At 77.5% G+C, this 21,112-nt stretch carries 2 protein-coding genes; both read left to right on the top strand.

Annotation, left to right across the window (positions count from 1 at the left end; all coding sequences use genetic code 11):
* Nucleotides 1-6: 6 nt before the first annotated feature.
* Entirely contained in the window at nt 7-10,173 is a 10,167-nt protein-coding gene (locus tag QQY24_RS02810; protein WP_301971063.1) for a type I polyketide synthase, read from the top strand.
* Between the two features lie 41 nt (nt 10,174-10,214).
* On the top strand, nt 10,215-21,095 hold the full coding sequence (locus QQY24_RS02805; protein ID WP_301971062.1) for a type I polyketide synthase: 10,881 nt from the start codon (nt 10,215-10,217) through the stop codon (nt 21,093-21,095).
* The last annotated feature ends 17 nt before the right edge of the window (nt 21,096-21,112 follow it).

Below are 21,112 nucleotides of genomic sequence, written 5' to 3'. Positions count from 1 at the left end.
ACGCACGTGGCTGACGACGACAAGTACGTGGATTACCTCAAGCGGGTCACGGGTGAACTCCGCCAGACGCGCAAGCGGCTGCGCGAAGTGGAGGACCGGGGCCGCGAGCCCATCGCCATCGTCGCCATGAGCTGCCGCTTCCCCGGCGACATCACCTCGCCCGAGGACCTGTGGCAGCTGGTCGACCGGGGCGGCGACGCCATCGGCCCGCTGCCCGGCGACCGCGGCTGGGACATCGAGGACCGCTACGACCCCGATCCGGACAAGGCCGGCACCTTCACCACCCGCGAGGGCGGCTTCCTGCGCGACGCCGCCTCCTTCGACGCCGGCTTCTTCGGCATGAGCCCGCGCGAGGCCCTCGCCACCGACCCCCAGCAGCGCCTGCTGCTGGAGGCCTCCTGGGAACTGCTGGAGCGGGCCGGCATCCGGCCCGCCACCCTGCGCGGCAGCGCCACCGGCGTCTTCGTCGGCGCCGCCACCTCCGGCTACGGGCAGGGCCCCGTGGAGGTCCCCGAGGACGTCCACGGCCTGATGCTCGCCGGCAACGCCACCTCCGTCGCCTCCGGCCGCATCGCCTACGTGCTCGGCCTGGAGGGCCCCGCGGTCACCGTCGACACCGCCTGCTCCTCCTCCCTCGTGGCGCTGCACTGGGCCGTGCAGGCGCTGCGCGCGGGGGAGTGCGACCTCGCGCTGGCCGGCGGCGTCGCCGTCATGGCCACCCCCGGCCTGCTGTTCGAGTTCAGCCGGCAGCGCGGCCTGGCGCCCGACGGCCGCTGCAAGGCCTTCTCCGACGACGCCGACGGCACCGGCTGGTCGGAGGGCGTCGGCCTGCTCCTGGTGGAACGGCTGTCCGACGCCCGCCGCAACGGCCACCGGGTCCTCGCCGTGGTCCGCGGCTCCGCCGTCAACTCCGACGGCGCCTCCAACGGCCTGACCGCCCCCAACGGCCCCTCCCAGCAGCGCGTCATCGAGCAGGCCCTCACCAACGCCGGTCTGACCGCCGCCGACGTCGACGCCGTCGAGGCGCACGGCACCGGCACCACCCTCGGCGACCCCATCGAGGCCCAGGCCCTCATCGCCACCTACGGCCGCGCCCACGACGCTGACCGGCCGCTGCTGATCGGCTCGCTGAAGTCCAACCTGGGGCACACCCAGGCCGCCGCGGGCGTGGCCGGCGTCATCAAGACGGTCATGGCCATGCGCCACGGCCGCCTCCCGCGCACCCTGCACGTCGGCACGCCCTCGACCCACGTCGACTGGAGCGCCGGACACGTCCGGCTGCTGACCGAACCCGCCGACTGGCCCGTGAGCGCCGAACGGCCCCGCCGCGCCGCCGTGTCCTCCTTCGGCATCAGCGGCACCAACGCCCACGCCATCATCGAGTCCGCCCCCGCCGACGACACTCCCGGCGACGCCCCCGGCAGCGACGCCCCCGCGACCGCGGCCGTGCCGCCCGTCGTGCCGTGGGTGCTGTCCGCCCGCGCCGCCGCCGCCCTGCGCGACCAGGCCGCCCGGCTCGCCGACCACGTCCGCGCCCACCCGCACGACGACCCCCACGGCACCGCCCACGCCCTCGCGACCACCCGGCAGGCCCTCGAACACCGGGCGGTCGTGCTCGCCGGGGACGCCGCACAGGCCCGCACGGCCCTCGAAGCCCTCGCCGCCGGCGAGGAGCGGCCCGACGTGGTCACCGGACGTGTCCTGCGCGGCGCCACCGCCTTCCTGTTCTCCGGCCAGGGCGCCCAGCGGGCCGGCATGGGCCGCGAACTGCACGCCGCCTTCCCGGTGTTCGCCCGGGCCTTCGACGAGACGTGCGCCCACTTCGACACCGAACTGGGCACCTCCCTGAAGGACGCCGTCTTCCACGGCGCGCTCGGTGAGGAGGCGCTGCACCGCACCGACCTGATGCAGCCGGCCCTGTTCGCGGTCGAGGTCGCCCTGTTCCGGCTCCTGGAGTCCTGGGGCGTGACGCCCAAGTACGTCTTCGGCCACTCGCTCGGCGAACTCACCGCCGCCCACGTCGCCGGCGTGTGGTCCCTCGCGGACGCCTGCCGGATCGTGGCCGCCCGCGGCCGGCTCATGCAGAACCTGCCCGCCGGCGGCGCCATGGTGTCGGTGGAGGCCGGCGAGGACGAGGTCGCCGCGGCCGTCGCACGGCTCGCCGGCCCCGACGCCGGCGCCGTCACGGTCGCGGCGGTCAACGGACCCCGTGCCACGGTCGTCTCCGGCGACGCCGCCGCCGTCGAGGCCGTGGCCGCCGAACTGGGCCGGCGCGGCCACGCCACCCGCCGGCTGCGCGTCGCCCACGCCTTCCACTCCGCCCGCATGGACGCCGTACTGGACGACTTCCGCGCCGTCGTCCGGTCCGCCACGGCCCACCGGCCGCGCCTGACCGTCGTCTCCGACCTCACCGGCCGGCCCGCCACCGCCGACGACCTCGCCTCGCCCGACTACTGGGCGCGCCACCTGCGCGAGGCCGTACGGTTCGCGGACGGCGTCACCTGGCTCGCCGAACACGGCGTCAGCCGCTTCCTGGAACTGGGCCCGGACGCCACCCTCACCGCCCTGGCCCGCACCTGCCTGCCCGAGGACACCACCCAGCGGGTGTGCCTGCCGCTGCTGCGCAAGGACCGCCCCGAACCGGTCGCCGTCCTCACCGGCGTGGCCGGCGCCTACGCCCACGGCGCCGCCACGGACGTCGAGGCCCTCCTGGGCCGGGGCGCCACCGCGCACGTCGAGCTGCCCACGTACGCCTTCCAGCACGAGCGGTACTGGCTGCGCCCCGCCACGACGGCCGGGGACCCCAGGGGCGCCGGCCTCACCGGCGCGGACCACCCCCTGCTGAGCGCCGTCGTGCGCGTCGCCGACGACGACCGGATCCTGCTCACCGGCCGCCTGTCCACCCGCACCCAGGCCTGGCTCGCCGACCACGCCGTGCACGGCACCGTCCTGCTGCCCGGCACCGCCTTCGTGGAACTGGCCCTGCGCGCCGGGCAGGAGGCAGGCTGCGACCTGCTGGAGGAACTGACCCTGGAGGCGCCCCTCGTGCTGCCCGGCAGCGGCGGGGTGCAGCTCCAGCTCGGCATCGGCGCCCCCGACGCCACCGGCCGCCGCACCCTGACCGCACACGCCCGCCCCGACGGCGACGACGACGCGCCGTGGACCCGGCACGCCACCGCCGTCCTGACCCGCGCCGCCGCCGGCAGTCCGGCCGACCTCACCGCCTGGCCGCCGCCCCACGCCGACGCCGTGCCGCTGGAGGGCTTCTACGCCGCGCTGGCCGCCCGGGGCTACCAGTACGGGCCCGCCTTCCAGGGCCTGCGCGCCGTGTGGCGCCAGGGCGACGCCTGGTACGCCGAGGTCGTCCTCCCCGAGGACCAGCACCGCGACGCGGCCCGCTTCGGCCTGCACCCGGCGCTGCTCGACGCCGCGCTGCACGCCCAGCTCGCCGGGGTCACCGGGGACGGGGGCGAGGGCGGCGCGGGACTGCCGTTCTCCTTCGGCGGCGTCACCCTGCACGCGGTCGGCGCGAGCGAACTGCGCGTGCGGATGGAGCCGAGCGCCTCCACCGGCGGCGGCGTCGCGCTGCGCGTCGCGGACGGCACCGGCCGCCCCGTCGCCACCGTCGACGCCCTGGTCAGCCGCGCCGTGCCCGCGGGCGCCCTCACCACGGCCCCGGCCGCCGACGGTGCCCTGTACGCCGTGCGCTGGTCACCGGCCGCCGCGGGCCCGGACGACCGCTCGCCCGGCGGCGACCCCGCCGGCCCCGGTGCCGAGGGCTGGTTCCTCGGCGGCGGCGACCCCACCGGCCTGCTCCCGGCCTGGCCGCGCCTCGGCGCCGCCGACGGCGCGGCCGCCCCCACCGCCGTCCTGCTGCCCTGCGCCTGCGCCCCCGGCGAGGACGCCACCGCCGTCGCCACCCGCGCCCTGGACGCCGTGCGCGCCCTGCTCGCCGACGAGCGCGTCGGGGCCGCCCCGCTCGTCGTCGTCACCCGCGGCGCCGTCGCCGCAGGCGACGGCGAGGACGTGGCGGACCTCGCCGCCGCCGCCGTCTGGGGCCTCGTCCGCTCCGCGCAGACCGAGAACCCCGGCCGGCTCGTCCTCGTCGACCTCGACGGCACCGGCGCCTCGCTGGCCGCCCTCCCCGCGGCCGTCGCCTCCGGAGCCACCCAGCTCGCGCTGCGCGACGGCCGGGTGCTGACCCCGGGCCTGGCCGAGGTGCCCGCCGGCGACGGCGGCGCACCCTGGGACGCCGACGGCACCGTCCTGATCACCGGCGGCACCGGAGCGCTCGGCGCCCTCGTCGCCCGGCACCTCGTCGCCCGGCACGGGATCCGCTCCCTCGTCCTCGCCTCCCGCCGCGGTCCCGACGCACCCGGCGCCGGCGACCTCGCCGCCGACCTGAGCGCGCACGGCGCCGACGTCCGGATCGCGGCCTGCGACACCGCCGACCCCGAGGCCCTGGCCGCCCTCCTGGCGGACATCCCCGCCGAGCGCCCCCTGCGCGGTGTCGTGCACACCGCCGGCCTGCTCGACGACGGTGTCCTCGGCTCCCTCACCCCCGAACGGCTCGCCTCCGTCCTGCGGGCCAAGGCCGGCTCCGCGCTCGCCCTGCACGAGGCCACCAAGGACACCGGCCTCACCGCGTTCGTGCTGTTCTCCTCCGCCGCCGGCCTCCTCGGCGGGGCCGGGCAGGCCAACTACGCGGCCGCCAACACCGTCCTCGACGCGCTCGCCCACCACCGCCGCGCCCACGGCCTGCCCGCCACCTCGCTCGCCTGGACCCTGTGGCAGGGCACGGACGGCATGAGCGGCGGCCTCGGCGAGGAGGACGTGCGCCGCATCGCCGCCTCCGGACTGCCCGCGCTGGAGCCCGCACAGGGCCTGGAGCTGCTGGACGCCGCGCTGAGCACCGGCGAACCCCTGCTGGCCCCGCTGCGCACCGCCCCGACCGCCCTGCGCGCGGCCGCCGCCGCGGGCCGCCTGCCCGCCCTGCTGCGCGGCCTTGTCCCCGCACCGGCCCGTCCGGCCGCCCGGGCGGCGCGGTCCGACTCCCCGGACCTCGCCCGCCGGCTGGCCGGGTTGTCCGAACCCGAGCAGGAGCGGCTGCTGCTCGACGTGGTGCGCCGCCACTCCGCCGCCGCGCTGGGCCACGCCTCGGCCGGCGCGGTGGACGGCGAGCAGTCCTTCAAGGACCTCGGCTTCGACTCCCTCACCTCCGTCGACCTGCGCAACCGCCTCAACGCCGAGACCGGCCTGCGGCTGCCCGCCACGCTCGTCTTCGACCACCCCCGCCCCGCCGCCCTCGCCCGTCACCTGCGCCGGGAACTGGCCGGCACCGTCGACCGCACCACGGCGGCGGCCGTCACCGCCACCGACGACGACCCGGTGGTCGTCGTCGGCATGGCCTGCCAGTACCCCGGCGGCGTGAACTCCCCCGAGGACCTGTGGCGGTTCGTCGCCGAAGGCGGCGACGCCATCTCCGCCTTCCCCACCGACCGCGGCTGGGACCTGGAGCGCCTCGGGGGCCTGCAGGCCGGGTTCCTCTACGGCGCCACCCACTTCGACGCCGCCCTGTTCGGCATCTCGCCCCGCGAGGCCCTCGCGATGGACCCGCAGCAGCGGCTCATGCTGGAGACCTCTTGGGAGGCGTTCGAACGCGCCGGCATCGACCCGCTGTCCCTGCGCGGCAGCGCCACCGGCGTCTACGTCGGCGCCATGGGCTCCGGCTACGCCTCCGGCCTCGCCGACATCCCCGAGGGCATGGAGGGCTACATCGGCCTGGGCGTCTCCGGCAGCGTCATCGCCGGCCGCGTCGCCTACACCTTCGGCCTCGAAGGGCCGACCATGACGGTCGACACCGCCTGCTCCTCCGCCCTCGTCGCCCTGCACCTGGCCGCGCACGCCCTGCGCCGCGGCGAGTGCTCCCTGGCCCTGGCCGGCGGTGTCACCGTGATGGCCACGCCCGGCACCTACACCGAGTTCACCGCCCAGAACGGCCTGGCCGCCGACGGCCGGTGCAAGGCGTTCGCCGCCGCCGCGGACGGCACCAGCTTCTCCGAGGGCGTCGGCGTCCTGCTCCTGGAGCGCCTGTCGGACGCCGAACGCAACGGCCACCGGGTCCTCGCCGTCGTCCGCGGCTCCGCCACCAACCAGGACGGCGCGTCCAACGGCCTGACCGCCCCCAGCGGCCCGGCCCAGCAGCGTGTCATCCGGCAGGCGCTGGCCTCCGCCGGGCTCTCCCCGGCCGACGTGGACGCCGTCGAGGCGCACGGCACCGGCACCACCCTCGGCGACCCCATCGAGGCCCAGGCGCTGCTCGCCACCTACGGCCGGGAACGGCCCGCCGGCCGCCCCCTGCTGCTCGGCTCCGCCAAGTCCAACTTCGGCCACACCCAGGCCGCCGCCGGCGCCGCCGGAGTCATCAAGATGGTCATGGCGATGCACAACGGGGAACTGCCGCGCACCCTCCACGTCGACGAGCCGTCCCCGCACGTCGACTGGTCCGGCGGAACCGTCGAACTGCTCACCGAGCCGCACCCCTGGCCGGCGGTCACCGGGCGGCCCCGCCGGGCCGGTGTGTCCTCGTTCGGCATCAGCGGCAGCAACGCCCACGTCATCCTGGAGGAACCCCCCGCCCCGCGGCGGGCAGCCGACCGTCCCGCGGCGCGGACCGAACCCCGCGCCTTCCCCGTCACCGGACACACCCCCGAGGCGCTGCGCGCCCAGGCCGCCCGCCTGCGCACCCACCTGGCCGGCGCCGGCGCCGACCCGCGGGACGTCGCCCTCACCCTGGCCGCCGCCCGGCACCCGCTCGCCCACCGGGCCGTCGTCGTCGCCGAGGACCCCGCCGAACTGCTGGCCGGACTCGACGCCGTCGCCACGGGGGAGCGGGCCGCGCACGTCGCCACCGGCACGGCCGACGGCGGGCGCACCGCCTTCCTGTTCAGCGGACAGGGCGCGCAGCGCCCGGGCATGGGCGCCCAACTGCACGCCACCCATCCGGTGTTCGCCGCGGCCTTCGACGCGGCCTGCGCGGAACTGGACCGTCACCTCGACGGCCCGCCCCTGCGCGAGGTCGTGTTCGCCGCCGAGGGCAGCGAGGAGGCGGCCCTGCTCGACCGGACCGCCTGGACGCAGGCCGCCCTGTTCGCCTTCGGCACCGCAGCCCACGCCCTCGCCGTCTCCTGGGGCGTGCGGCCCGACCTGCTGCTCGGCCACTCCATCGGCGAGCTGACCGCCGCCCACTGCGCCGGCGTGCTGACCCTCGAGGACGCCTGCGCCCTGGTCGCCGCCCGCGGCCGGCTCATGCAGGCCCTGCCCGAGGGCGGCGCGATGACGGCCGTGGAGGCCACGGAGGAGGAGGTGCGGCCCCACCTCGGCGACCGCGTCTGCCTGGCCGCGGTCAACGGCCCGGCGTCCGTGGTCCTCTCCGGCGACGGCGCCGACGTCGAGCGCATCGCCGCCGAGTTCGCCGGACGCGGACGCAGGACCCGCCGGCTGCGGGTCAGCCACGCCTTCCACTCGCCCCTGATGGACGCCATGCTGGAGGACTTCCGGCGGGTCGCGCAGCAGGTGGCGTACGCGCCGCCGGCCGTGCCGGTGGTCTCCAACCTGACCGGCGCCGTCGCCGGCGGCGACGACCTGATCACCCCCGACTACTGGGTACGGCACGTCCGCGAGGCGGTCCGCTTCGCCGACGGCGTGCGCACCCTGGAGGAGCAGGGCGTCACCGCGTACCTCGAACTCGGTCCCGACGCCACCCTCGCCACCCTGGTCCCCGACGGCCTGGCCGACCCGGCGGCGGCGACCGCGGTGTCCCTGCTGCGCCGCGAGGTGCCCGAGGCGCGGGCCGCGCTGCTGGCGCTGGCGCACCTGCACACCCGTGGCCGCGGCAGCGGCCCGGACGTCCTGGCCGACCCCGACGCCCGGCCCGTCGACCTGCCCACCTACGCCTTCCAGCGCGAGCGGTACTGGCTGCAGTCCTCCGCCCCGACGACCGCCCCGGCCGAGGACGGGGCGTTCTGGGACCTGGTGGAGTCGGCCGACCCGGCCGCGCTGGCCGAACACCTCGACGTCGATCCCGACGCCCCGCTCACCGCCGTCCTGCCCGCCCTCGCCGCCTGGCGCGGCGACAGCCGGAGCCGCGCGGAGTCGGAGCGCTGGGAGCACCGCGTGGTGTGGCGGCCGGCCCCCGACGGCGCGGCCGGCACCCTCACCGGCACCTGGCTGCTGCCGGTGCCCGCGTCCCTGCACCGCAGCGCCTGGGCCGCCTCCCTCGCCGACGCCCTCACCACGCGCGGCGCCCGCGTCCTGACCCTGCCGGTGGACTGCGCCACCGCCGACCGCACCACCCTGGCCGCCGACCTCGCCGCCCTGCGCGACACCGGGGACGGGGACCTGGCGGGCGTGCTGTCCCTGCTGGCCGCCGACACCCGCCCGCTGGCCGCGCACAGCGCCACCCCGGCCGGCCTCGCGGCCACCGCCGCCCTCGTGCAGGGCCTGGCCGACGGCGCGGCCGGAGCCGCACCGGTGCCGCTGTGGTGCCTGACCACGGGCGCCGTCGCCCCCCTCGGCCACGAGGCACCCGCCGCGCCCGAACAGGCCGCCGTCTGGGGCTTCGGCCGCTGCGCCGCGCTCGAACACCCGCAGCTGTGGGGCGGCCTGGTGGACGTCCCGGCCGGCACCGAAGCGGCCGTCGACCCCGGTGTGGCGGCGCGGCTGTGCGCCCTCCTCGCCGCCCGCGACGGCGAGGACCAGGCCGCCGTACGGCCCTCCGGCACCTTCCTGCGCCGCCTGGAACACGTGCCGGCCGGGCCGCCCGCCGGCACCGGCGCCGACTGGACGGGCACCGTCCTGCTCACCGGCGCGACCGGCGCCCTCGGCCTGCGCACCGCCGCCTGGCTGGCCGCACAGGGCGCCACCCGCATCGTCGCGGTCAGCCGGTCCGGCACCGGCGCGCAGGGCGCCGCCCGGCTCAAGGAGGCCCTCGCCGGCACCGGCACCGAACTGGTCGTCGCCGCCTGCGACGTCGCCGACCGGGCGGCCCTGGCCGCACTGCTGGCCGAGCATCCCGTCGACGTCGTCGTGCACACCGCGGGCGTCCTGGACGACCGCCTCATCGACGGCATGGACGCGGCGAGCCTGGACCGCGTGCTGCGGCCCAAACTGGCCGCCGCCCGCAACCTCGACGAACTGACCCGCGGGCGCGAGCTGTCCGCGTTCGTCCTGTACTCCTCCGTCTCCGGCACCCTCGGCACCATCGGCCAGGCCAACTACGCCGCCGCCAACGCCTTCCTGGACGCCCTGGCCCAGCGCCGCCGGGCCGCCGGGCTGCCCGCCACCTCCTTGGCCTGGGGACCGTGGGACGGCGGCGGCATGGCGAGCGACAACGCCGAGACCGCCTCCCGCATGCGGCGCGGCGGGCTGACCCCGCTGCCGCCCGACCGGGCCGCCGACGTCATCGGCCGGGTCGTCGCCCGCGGCGAGGCCGTGCTCACCGTCGCCGACGTCGACTGGGCCCGGTTCGCGCCCGGCTTCACCGCCGACCGGCCCAGCCCGCTGCTGTCGGACCTGCCCGAGGTCGCCGGCCTCGGACCCGCCCGGCCCCGGGCGGACGAAGCGGCCGGCGGCGCGCGGGACCTGCGCGACCGGCTGGCCGGCCGGTCGGCCGTCGAACAGGAGCGCACCCTCGTCGCCCTGGTGCGCGCCGAGGCCGCCACGGTCCTCGGCCACGCCACCGCCGACCGGGTGGGTGCCGCGCAGGCCTTCAACGCGCTCGGCTTCGACTCCCTGATGGCCGTCCAGCTGCGCAACCGGCTCGGCTCGGCCACCGGGCTCGCCCTGCCGGCCACCCTGCTGTTCGACCAGCCCAACGCCACGGCGCTGGCCGGCTACCTGCGCGGCCGGCTCACCGAGGGCACCGACGGCGCCGACAGCGTCCTGGCCGGCCTGGACCGACTGGAGGCCGCCCTGGCCGCCGTGCCCGGCGACGACGCCCGGCGCGACCGCATCGGCGCCCGCCTGCAGGCACTGCTCGCCCACTGGAACGGGTCCGAGCACACCCCCGCCGACGGGTCCGGCACCGCCGCCGCGGACATCGGCGACCGGATCCACTCCGCCGCGGCGGACGAGATCTTCGACTTCATCGACAACGACCTCGGCATCTCCTGACGAGTGCACGGCCACCGGACCTGGGAACGGGTGAACAACGCATGAGTGATGAGGACAAGCTCCTCGGCTACCTGAGGAAGGTCACGGCCGACCTGCACCAGACGCGGCAGCGGCTCGCCGCGGCCGAGGCACGCCACCACGAGCCCATAGCGATCGTCGCCCTGGGCTGCCGCTTCCCCGGCGGCGTCCAGGGCCCCGAGGACCTGTGGCGGCTCCTGGACGACGGCGTCGACGCCATGACCGAGTGGCCCCGCGACCGGGGCTGGGACGTCGAGTCGCTCTACGACCCCGAGCCCGGCACCCCCGGCCGCAGCTACACCCGCACCGGCGGGTTCATCGACCGCGTCGGCGACTTCGACGCCGGGTTCTTCGGCATCTCCCCGCGCGAGGCGGTCGGCACCGACCCGCAGCAGCGGCTGCTGCTGGAGATCTGCTGGGAGGCCCTGGAACGCGCCGGCATCGACCCGCTGTCCCTGCGCGGCAGCCGCACCGGCGTGTTCGCGGGCACCAACCTGCAGGACTACACGACGCTGCTCGGCCTGTCCGACAACGCCGGTGACGACGGCGTCGGCAACGCGCCCAGCGTCCTGTCCGGCCGCATCTCCTACACCCTGGGCCTGGAGGGGCCGGCCGTGTCCGTCGACACCGCCTGCTCCTCCTCCCTGGTGACCCTGCACCTGGCCGCCCAGGCGCTGCGCGCGGGGGAGTGCGACCTCGCCCTGGCCGGCGGCGTCACCGTGATGTCCACCCCGACGATCTTCCTGGAGTTCAGCCGGCAGCGCGGGCTGTCCCCCGACGGCCGCTGCCGCGCCTTCGCCGACGCCGCCGACGGCACCGCCTGGGGCGAGGGCGCCGGCGTCCTGGTCGTCGAGCGGCTGTCCGACGCCCGCCGCAACGGCCACCCGGTGCTGGCGGTGGTCCGCGGCAGCGCCGTCAACCAGGACGGCGCCTCCAACGGCCTGACCGCCCCCAACGGCCCCTCGCAGGAACGCGTCATCTGGCAGGCGCTGAAAGCGGCCAGACTGGTCCCGGCCGACGTGGACGCCGTCGAGGCGCACGGCACCGGCACCACCCTCGGCGACCCCATCGAGGCCCAGGCGCTGCTCGCCACCTACGGCCAGGACCGGCCCGCCGACCGGCCCCTGCTGCTCGGCTCGGTCAAGTCGAACATCGGCCACACCCAGGCCGCGGCCGGGGTCGCCGGCGTCATCAAGATGGTCCTCGCCCTGCGCGAGCGCAGACTGCCCGCCACCCTGCACGTCGACCGCCCCTCCTCGCACGTCGACTGGTCCGCCGGCCGGGTCGAGCTCCTCACCGACCCCCGCCCCTGGCCGGACGCCGACCGGCCGCGCCGCTGCGCCGTGTCCTCCTTCGGCGTCAGCGGCACCAACGCCCACGTCATCCTCGAACAGGCCCCGCCCGCCGAGGAGGAGGAACCGAGCCCGCGGCCGGCCCCCGCCGGCGCCCCCCGCACCCGCGCCTTCCCCCTGTCCGGCCGCACCGCCGCCGCCCTGCGCGCCCAGGGCGCACGCCTGGCCGCCCACCTGCGCGACACCCCCGGCCTCGCCGACCGGCCGGCCGACCTCGCCTGGTCGCTGGCCACCACCCGGCCCGCGCTCGAACACCGCGCCGTGGTCGTCGCCCGGGACCACGACGAACTGCTGCGCGGCCTGGGCGCGGTGGCCGACGGCACCCCCGCCGCCTCCGTCGTCCGCGGCGTCGCCAACACCACCGGCGACCCGGTCCTGCTCTTCCCCGGACAGGGCCCCCAGTGGCCCTCCATGGCCGTCGAACTCCTCGAGTCCGACACCCGCTTCCGCGCCCACTTCACCGAGGCGGCCGGCGCGGTCGAGCAGTTCACCGACTGGACGGTCCTCGACGTGCTGCACGAGGCCCCCGGCGCACCGCCCCTGGAACGCCTCGACGTCGTCCAGCCCACCCTGTTCGTGGTCTGCGTCGCCCTGGCCCGGTTGTGGGAGTCCTGCGGCGTCACCCCGGCCGCGGTGGCCGGGCAGAGCCAGGGCGAGATCGCCGCCGCCCACATCGCCGGCGTCCTCACCCTCTCCGACGCCGCCCGCGTCGTCGTCACCCGCTCCCGCGCCCTCACCGCGATCACCGGCCGCGGCGGCATGGTCTCCGTGCCGCTGCCGCTGGCCGAGGTGGAGCGGCGCATCGCCCGCTGGGACGGCCGCATCTCGGTCGGCTCCGTCACCGGTCCGCGCTCGGTCACCGTCTCCGGCGAGACGACCGCCCTGACCGAACTGCTGGAGGAGCTCACCGCCGAGGACGTCCGCGCCCGCCGCGTCCCGGTCGACTACGCCTCCCACTGCGCCCAGGTCGAGGAGGTCCGCGAGGCCCTGCTCGACGGCTTCGCCCCCGTGCGCCCGCGCCAGGCGAGCATCCCCTTCCACTCCACCGTCACCGGTACCCGCGTCGAGGACACCACCACGCTCGACGCCGCCTACTGGTACCGCAACATCCGGCAGACCGTCCGCTTCGAGGACACCGTCCGCGAACTGGCCGCCGCCGGGCACCGGGTGTTCGTCGAGGCGGGCCCGCACCCGGTGGTGACCACCGCCGTCGGCGACATCCTCGACGACCTCGGCATCACCGACGGCGTGGTCACCGGCACCCTGCGCCGCTCCGAGGGCGGACCGCGGCGGTTCCTCGCCTCCGTCGCCGAACTCGCCGTACGCGGCGTCCGCGTCGACTGGAGCAGCGTCCACGACGAGCCCGGCCGCCGCGTCGACCTGCCCGTCTACGCCTTCCAGCGCCGCCGCTACTGGCCCGGGTTCAGCGCCCGCGACACCGAGGCGCCGGCCGCCGGCACCGCGGACGCGCCGTTCTGGCAGGCCGTGGAGTCCGCCGACCTGCCCACCTTGTCCGCCGCCCTCGACCTGGACGAGACCGCCGTGTCGGCCCTGGTGCCGGCCCTCGCCCGCTACCGCAGGCGCAGCGCCGACCGCGCCACCGCCGACCGCTGGCGCTACCGCATCACCTGGCACCCCCTGGCCGAGGCCGGCACCCCCGTCCTGACCGGCAGCTGGCCCCTGGTGGTGCCCCGCGGCCACGAGACGGGCCCCGAGGCCACCGCCGTGCGCGCCGCCCTCGTCCGGGCCGGCGCCGACAGCCCGCTCGTCGTCGTCGACCCCGCCGCCGACCGTGCCGCCCTGGCCGAGGCGCTGGGCGGCGCCGCGTCCGGGGCCCGGGCCGTGCTGTCCCTGCTGGCCCTGGAGGAGTCCGCACACCCCGCGCACCCGGACCTGCCGGCCGGCTTCGCCGCCACCGTGGCCCTGGTGCAGGCCCTGGACGACCTGAACACGCACCTGCCGGTGTGGTTCGTCACCCGCGGCGCCGTCGCCACCGGCCCCGGCCCCGGCGTGGACAGCCCGGCCCAGTCCCTGGTGTGGGGCTTCGGGCGGGTCGTCGCGCTGGAACAGGCCGACCACTGGGGCGGTCTGGCCGACCTCCCGGCCCGCGTCGACGCGCGCGCCGCCGACCGCCTGGTGGGCGTCCTGGCCGGCACCGACCACGAGGACCAGGTCGCCGTGCGCGCCACCGGCGTGCTCGGCCGCCGCCTGGAGCGCGCCGCGACCGGCGGCCTGCCCGGCCGCCGCGCCTGGAACCCGCAGGGCACCGTCCTGGTCACCGGCGGCACCGGTGCCCTCGGCCGGCACGTCGCCCGCTGGCTCGCCCGCTGCGGTGCCCGCCACCTGCTGCTCGTCAGCAGGTCGGGGGCCGACGCCCCCGGCGCCCGCGACCTGCTCGCCGAACTGTCGGTGCTCGGCGCGCACACCGAACTGGTCGCCTGCGACGTCGCCGACCCCGCCGAGGTCGCCGCACTGGTGGCCTCCGTGCCGGCCGAACGCCCGCTGGGCGCCGTCTTCCACACCGCCGCCGTCCTCGACGACGGGATCATCGGCGCGCTCACCCCCCGGCGCCTCGCCGACGTGCTGCGGGTCAAGGTCGGCGGCGCCCGCAACCTGGACGCGGCCACCGCGCACCTGGACCTGTCCGCGTTCGTGCTGTTCTCCTCCTCCTCCGGCGTCTTCGGCAGCCCCGGGCACGGCAACTACGCGCCCGGCAACGCCTTCCTCGACGCCCTCGCCGAGGACCGGCGGGCCCGCGGCCTGCCCGCCACCGCGGTGGCCTGGAGCGGCTGGGCGGACGGCGGCATGGCCGCGGGCACCGTGGGCGAACGCCTGCAGCGCCACGGCGTCCGCCTGATGGAACCCGAGATCGCCGTCACCGCCCTGCAGGACGCCCTCGACCACGACGACACCGCCCTCGTCGTCACCGACATCGACTGGGAGGTGTTCGGCGCCGAACTGGTCAGGGGCCGCCCGCGCCGCCTGTACGCCGAACTCCCCGACCTCCGCCCGGTCCTCGCCGCCCGGCGCCCGCAGGCCCGGGAGTCCGCGGCCGGCGCGGACACGGGCAACGAACTGGTCGCCCAGTTGGCCCGGCTCGGCGACGCCGAACGCCGGCACGCCGTACTGGAACTGGTCCGCGCGCACATCGCCTACGTCCTCAACCACCCCAGCCCGGAGGACGTCGAACCGGCCCGCGCCTTCCGCGAACTCGGCTTCGACTCGCTCACCGCCGTGGAACTGCGCAACACCCTCGGCGAGGCCACCGGGACCCGGCTGCCCGCGACGCTCGTCTACGACTACCCGACCCCGGCCGCGCTCGCCGACCACCTCAGCGACGCGCTCGCCCCCGCCGGGGCCCCCGCGGCGCCCGCCGTGCGTGCCACGGCCGGTCCGCGCCCCGCGGACGACGCCGACGACCCCGTCGTGATCGTCGCGATGGCCTGCCGCTTCCCCGGCGGCGCCGACACCCCCGAGCGGTTCTGGCAGCTGCTGGCCGAGGGCACCGACGCCATGGGGCCCTTCCCCGAGGACCGCGACTGGGACCTCGCCTCGCTGTACGACCCCGAGCCCGGCCGCCCCGGCCGCACCTCCACGCTCACCGGCGGCTTCCTCAACGGCTTCGCCGACTTCGACCCCGGCTTCTTCGGCATCTCCCCGCGCGAGGCGGTGGCGATGGACCCGCAGCAGCGGCTGCTGCTGGAGATGGCCTGGGAGGCGTTCGAGCGGGCCGGCCTCGACCCGCGCACGCTGCGCGGCAGCCGCACCGGCGTGTTCGCCGGCACCAACTACCAGGACTACTCCTCCCGCCCCATCGCGCCCGGCGACGACGTGGCGGCCCACCTCGGCACCGGCAACTCCGCCAGCGTCATGTCGGGACGGCTGTCGTACACCTTCGGTCTGGAAGGGCCCGCGGTGACGGTGGACACCGCGTGCAGTGCGTCGCTGGTGGCGCTGCACCTGGCGGTGCGTTCGCTGCGGTCGGGTGAGTGTGATCTCGCGCTGGCCGGCGGTGTGACGGTGATGGCGTCGCCGGGACTGTTCGTGGACTTCAGCCGGCAGCGCGGTCTGGCGGCGGACGGGCGGTGCAAGGCGTTCGCGGACGCCGCCGACGGCACCGGCTTCTCCGAGGGCGGCGGCCTGCTGCTCGTGGAGCGCCTCTCCGACGCCCGCCGCCACGGCCACCGGGTGCTGGCGGTGGTGCGTGGCAGCGCGGTCAACCAGGACGGCGCCTCCAACGGGCTGAGCGCCCCCAATGGTCCCTCCCAGCAGCGGGTGATCCGCGCCGCTCTGGCGGACGCGGGCGTGGACGCCACCGAGGTGGATGCGGTGGAGGCGCACGGTACGGGTACGACGCTGGGTGATCCGATCGAGGCGCAGGCGTTGCTGGCGACTTATGGCCAGGGGCGTCCTGCGGGGCGGCCGTTGTGGCTGGGGTCGGTGAAGTCGAACGTGGGTCACACGCAGGCGGGTGCCGGTGTGGCGGGTGTGATGAAGATGGTGCTGGCGTTGGGGCACGGTGTGCTGCCGGCGACGTTGCACGTGGACCGTCCCTCCTCGCACGTGGACTGGGAGGCGGGTGCGGTGGAGCTGCTGACCGAGGCGCGTGCGTGGCCGGGGACGGGGGACCGTCCGCGGCGGGCGGGTGTGTCCTCGTTCGGCATCAGCGGTACCAACGCGCACGTCATCCTGGAGGCCCCGCCCGCGCAGCCCGGCCCGGCCGGAGCGGACACCGGCACCCCGGCCGGCGACGTGCCCTGGGTGATCAGTGCCCGCACCGCGCAGGGCCTGCGCGCCCAGGCGGAGCGGCTGCTGGACCACGCACGGTCCCACCCGTCCGTGCCGCTCGCCGACACGGCGTTGTCACTGGCGACCACCCGCACCCCGTTCACCCACCGCGCCGTGCTGCTCGGCGCGGACCGGGACGAACTCCTCGGCCAGCTCAGCGCGCTCGCGGACGGCACCCCGCTGCCGGCCACCGTGACCGGCACCGCCCGCACCGGAGGCAGGACAGCGTTCCTGTTCACCGGTCAGGGCGCGCAGCGTCCGGGCATGGGCCGGGAGCTGTACGGGGCGTTCCCCGTCTTCGCCGACGCCTTCGACGCCGTGTGCGCCCACCTGGGCGACGAGCTGCGCGAGGTCGTCTTCGGCACGGACGCCGGACCGCTGGACGAGACCCGGTGGACCCAGCCCGCCCTCTTCGCCTTCGAAGTCGCCCTGTTCCGCCTGCTGGAGTCGCTCGGCGTGCGCCCGGACCTGCTCGCCGGGCATTCGGTGGGTGAGATCGCCGCCGCGCACGTGGCGGGCGTGCTGTCGCTGGCGGACGCGTGCGCCCTGGTGGGCGCCCGCGGCCGGCTGATGCAGCAGTTGCCGCCCGGTGGTGCGATGGTCGCGGTGGAGGCGACCGAGGAGGAGGTCCTCGCCCTGCTGGAGGACCGCGACGGGGCCGGGATCGCCGCCGTGAACGGGCCCCGGGCCGTGGTGGTCTCCGGCGCGCGGGACGCGGTGGACGAGGTCGCCGCCGCGCTCGCGGCCGACGGGCGGCGCACCACGCGCCTGCGGGTCAGCCACGCCTTCCACTCGCCCCTGATGGAACCGATGCTGGCCGAGTTCCGCACCGTCACCGAACAACTCGCCTACGACGAGCCCCGGCTGACCCTGGTCTCCGGACTCACCGGCGCCCCGGCCGGCCCCGGCCTGCTCACCGACCCCGGCTACTGGGTCCGCCACGTGCGCGAACCGGTCCGCTTCCACGACTGCGTACGGAGCCTGCGCGAGCTGGGCGCCGCCCGCTTCGTGGAGGTCGGCCCGGACAGCCGCCTCACCGTGCTCGCCGAGGCCACGCTCCTCGACGCCGGGGCCGACGACGCCGCGTGCTTCCCGGCGGTCCTGCGCGAGCGGCCCGAACGGCGTCAGCTCCTCACGGCCCTGGCCGCGTTCCACGCCGACGGCGGCGAACCCGACTGGGCCGCCCTGCTCCCGGACGCCCGCACCGTGCCGCTGCCCACGTACGCCTTCCAGCGGCAGCGCTACTGGCTGCCGGCCGCGCCCTGGTCCGGCGACCTCGGCGGCGCCGGCCTGGAGGCGGCCGCGCACCCGTTCCTCGGCGCCGCGGTCGAACCCGCCGGATCCGGCGGGCTGCTGCTGACCGGGCAACTGTCGCTGCGCACCCACCCCTGGCTGGCCGACCACGCCGTCCTCGGCGACGTCATCCTGCCCGCCACCGCCTTCCTCGACCTCGCCGTGCACGCCGGCGACCGCACCGGCTGCGGGCACCTCGCCGAACTCACCCTGCACACCCCGCTGGTGCTCCCGGCCGACGGTGCCGTACGCATCCAGGTCGAGGTCGAGGCCCTCGACGACTCCGGCCGGCGCGCCTTCGCCGTCCACGCCCGGCCCGCCGACGACGGCCACGCCGCATGGCGGCGGCACGCCCAGGGCGTCCTGGCACCCCAGGCGCCGGCCGCCCCGGCCGACGGCCTCACGGCCTGGCCGCCGCCCGGCGCCGTCGCCGTCGGCGGCCGGGACGCCTCCGGCGAGGACCCGTACGCCGGGTTCGACGCCGCGGGCTTCACCTACGGGCCGGCCTTCCGGGGCCTGGGCACCGTGTGGCAGCGCGGCGACGAGGTCTACGCGGAGGTGGCCCTGCCCGAGTCCCAGCGCGCGGACGCCGCCCGCTTCGGCCTCCACCCGGCCCTGCTCGACGCGGCCGTCCAGGCCCTGCTGGTCCGGCGCCCCGGCGCGGCGGCGTCCGGGCGGACCGCGGAACCGATGCTGCCGTTCGCGTGGACCGGACTGACCCTGTACGCCGAGGGCGCCACCGCCCTGCGGGTGCGGCTGACACCCGCCGGACACGAGCACGGGTACGCCGTCCTCGTCACCGACCCCGCGGGCCGCCCGGTCGCCTCCGCCGAGGCCATCACCCTGCGCCCGGCGTCCGCCGCCCGGCCCGACCCCGCGGCCCGCCCCGGACTGCTGCGCCTGCTCTGGCGGGAGGCCGCCCCCGCGCCCGCGGCGCCCCGCCCGGAGACCACGCGGTGGATCATCCTGGGCGGCGGCGACGACCGGGTGGCCGCCGCGCTCGACGCGGCCGGCGTCCACCTGGAGACGTACGCCGACCTCGAAGCCCTGGCCAAGGCCGTCGACACGGGCATGGCCATGCCGGACGTGGTGCTCGCCGTCCCCGGGGACCGCGCCCCGGGCGGCCCCGGGACGCCCGAGGCCGTGCGCGGCCGGCTGACCCGCACCCACGAGCTGATGCGCGCCTGGCTCGCCGACGAGCGGTTCGCCGCGGCGCGGCTCGTCCTCGTCACCCGGTCCGCCGTGACCACCACGACCGGGGGCGCGGCGGGCGCCCCGGACGAGCCGGACCTGCCGGACGCCGCCCTGTGGGGCGCGGTCCGCTCCGCGCAGGCCGAACACCCCGGCCGCTTCCAGCTCCTGGACCTGCCCGGCGACCCCGGCCCGGCGGACGACGACGCCCTCCTCGCCGCGGTGGCCGCCGGCCACCCGCACGGCGCGGTGCGCGACGGACGCCTGCTGCTGCCCGACGCCGCCCCCGCGGACGCCGGGGCCGCACCGCCCGCCCTGGACGCCGGCACCGTCCTGGTCACGGGCGCCACCGGCACCCTGGGCCGCGCGGTCGCCCGGCACCTCGTCACCCGGCACGGCGTGCGCTCGCTGCTGCTCGCCGGACGGCGCGGCCCCGCGGGCGCGGACGCCGAAGCCCTGGTGGCCGAACTGACCGCACTGGGCGCCCGCGCCCGGGTGGCGGCCTGCGACGTCGCCGAGGAGGACGAGGTGCGGCGGCTCCTGGCCCAGGTGCCCGCCGACGCGCCGCTGACCGCCGTGGTGCACGCCGCCGGCGTCACCGACGACGGGGTCCTGACCGCCCTCGACCCGACCCGCTTCGACAGCGTCCTGCGGCCCAAGGCCGACGGCGCCTGGCACCTGCACCGGCTCACCGAGGACCTCGGCCTCGCGGCCTTCGTCCTGTTCTCCTCCGCCGCGGGCACCTTCGGATCCCCCGGCCAGGCCAACTACGCCGCCGCCAACGCCTTCCTGGACGCCCTCGCCGCCCACCGGCACGCGCAGGGCCGCCCGGCGACCTCCGTGGCGTGGGGCCTGTGGGACGCCGGCAGCGGCATGACGGCACGCCTGTCGCACGCCGACCGCGAACGCCTCGCCCGCGGCGGCATGCGGCCCCTGGCGACCGAGGACGCCCTGGCACTGCTCGACGACGCGCTGGCCACGACCACCCCCGCCGTCATCGCCATGAACACCGGCTCCGGCCCGGCCGCCGCGCGCGCCCTGCTGCACCCGCCGACCGCGGCCCCGGCCCGCCGGGCCGCCGCCGGGGCCCCCGGCGCCCCGGCCGCCGCCCCGCTGCTCGCGGGCCGCGCACCGGAGGAACGCCCGGGTCTGCTGCTGCACCTGGTGCGCGACCTGGCCGCCACCGTCCTCGGACACGCCCGCGCCGACGAGGTGGCGGCCGACCGCCTCTTCACCGAGCAGGGCTTCGACTCCCTCACCGTGGTGGAACTGCGCAACCACCTCGCCACGGCGACCGGCCTGAAGCTCGCTCCGACCCTGCTGTTCGACCACCCCACGCCCGAGGCGCTCGCCGCGCACCTGGACCGGCTGCTGGCCGACACCCCCGGGCAACGGCCGGAGCCGCGGGCGGCGGAGCCGGCCGCGCCCGCACCCCGGGCCGAGGACACCCTCGGCGGCCTGTTCCGGCGGGCCTGCGAGGCGGGCCGGGTCGACGACGGCTTCGCCCTGCTGCAGGCCGCCGCCGAACTGCGCCCCACCTTCGCCTCCCCGGAGGAACTGGAGCGCGTCCCGGAGGCGATCCGGCTCGCCGCGGGCGACGCCGCCGCCCCGCTGGTCTGCTTCAGCTCCTACGTGGCACTGGCCGGCGTGCACCAGTACGCCCGCTTCGCCTCCGCCTTCCGCGGCCGGCGCGACGTGTGGGCGCTGCCCACGCAGGGCTTCGGCACCGGTGAACCGCTGCCCGCCACCTTCGACGCGGTCGCCGACCTGCACGCCGACGCCGTGGTCCGCACCGCGGGCGACACCCCGGCCGTCCTGGTCGGCTCCTCCTCCGGCGGCGTCCTCGCCCTCTCCGCGGCCCGGCGCCTGCAGGAGCGGGGCACCGCGCCGGCCGCCGTCGTCCTGCTCGACACCTACATGCCGCGCGCCGACTCGCCGTTCCTGCGCTTCTCGCAGCAGATGCTCGGCGGCATGTTCGAGCGGGAGTCGATGTTCGCCCACATGGACGCCGACCGGCTGACGGCGATGAGCTGGTACGTGGCGCTCATCGGCGAGTGGGAGCCGGGGCCGCTGGACTGCCCGGTTCTGCTGGTGCGCTCCAGCGAGCCGCCGGTGCCCGCCGGGCCCGGGCAGGAGCTGCCGCCGCAGGAGTGGCAGACCTCCTGGCGGCGCGCCCACACCGTGGTGGACGTGCCCGGCAACCACTTCACGATGATGGAGGCCCACGCCCGGTCCACCGCCCGCACCACCGACGACTGGCTCGCCGGCCGAGGCGTGTGAGCGGACCCCGCCACGGC

Source organism: Streptomyces sp. TG1A-8 (assembly GCF_030499535.1).
GTDB lineage: Bacteria > Actinomycetota > Actinomycetes > Streptomycetales > Streptomycetaceae > Streptomyces.
The sequence above is the reverse complement of the archived record's forward strand: the minus strand, read 5'-3'. Positions and strand labels throughout refer to the sequence as shown.

Excerpts from the sequence above, each read along its gene's own strand:
- QQY24_RS02805 (WP_301971062.1), top strand. The coding sequence starts at position 10,215 with ATGAGTGATGAGGACAAGCTCCTCGGCTACCTGAGGAAGGTCACGGCC.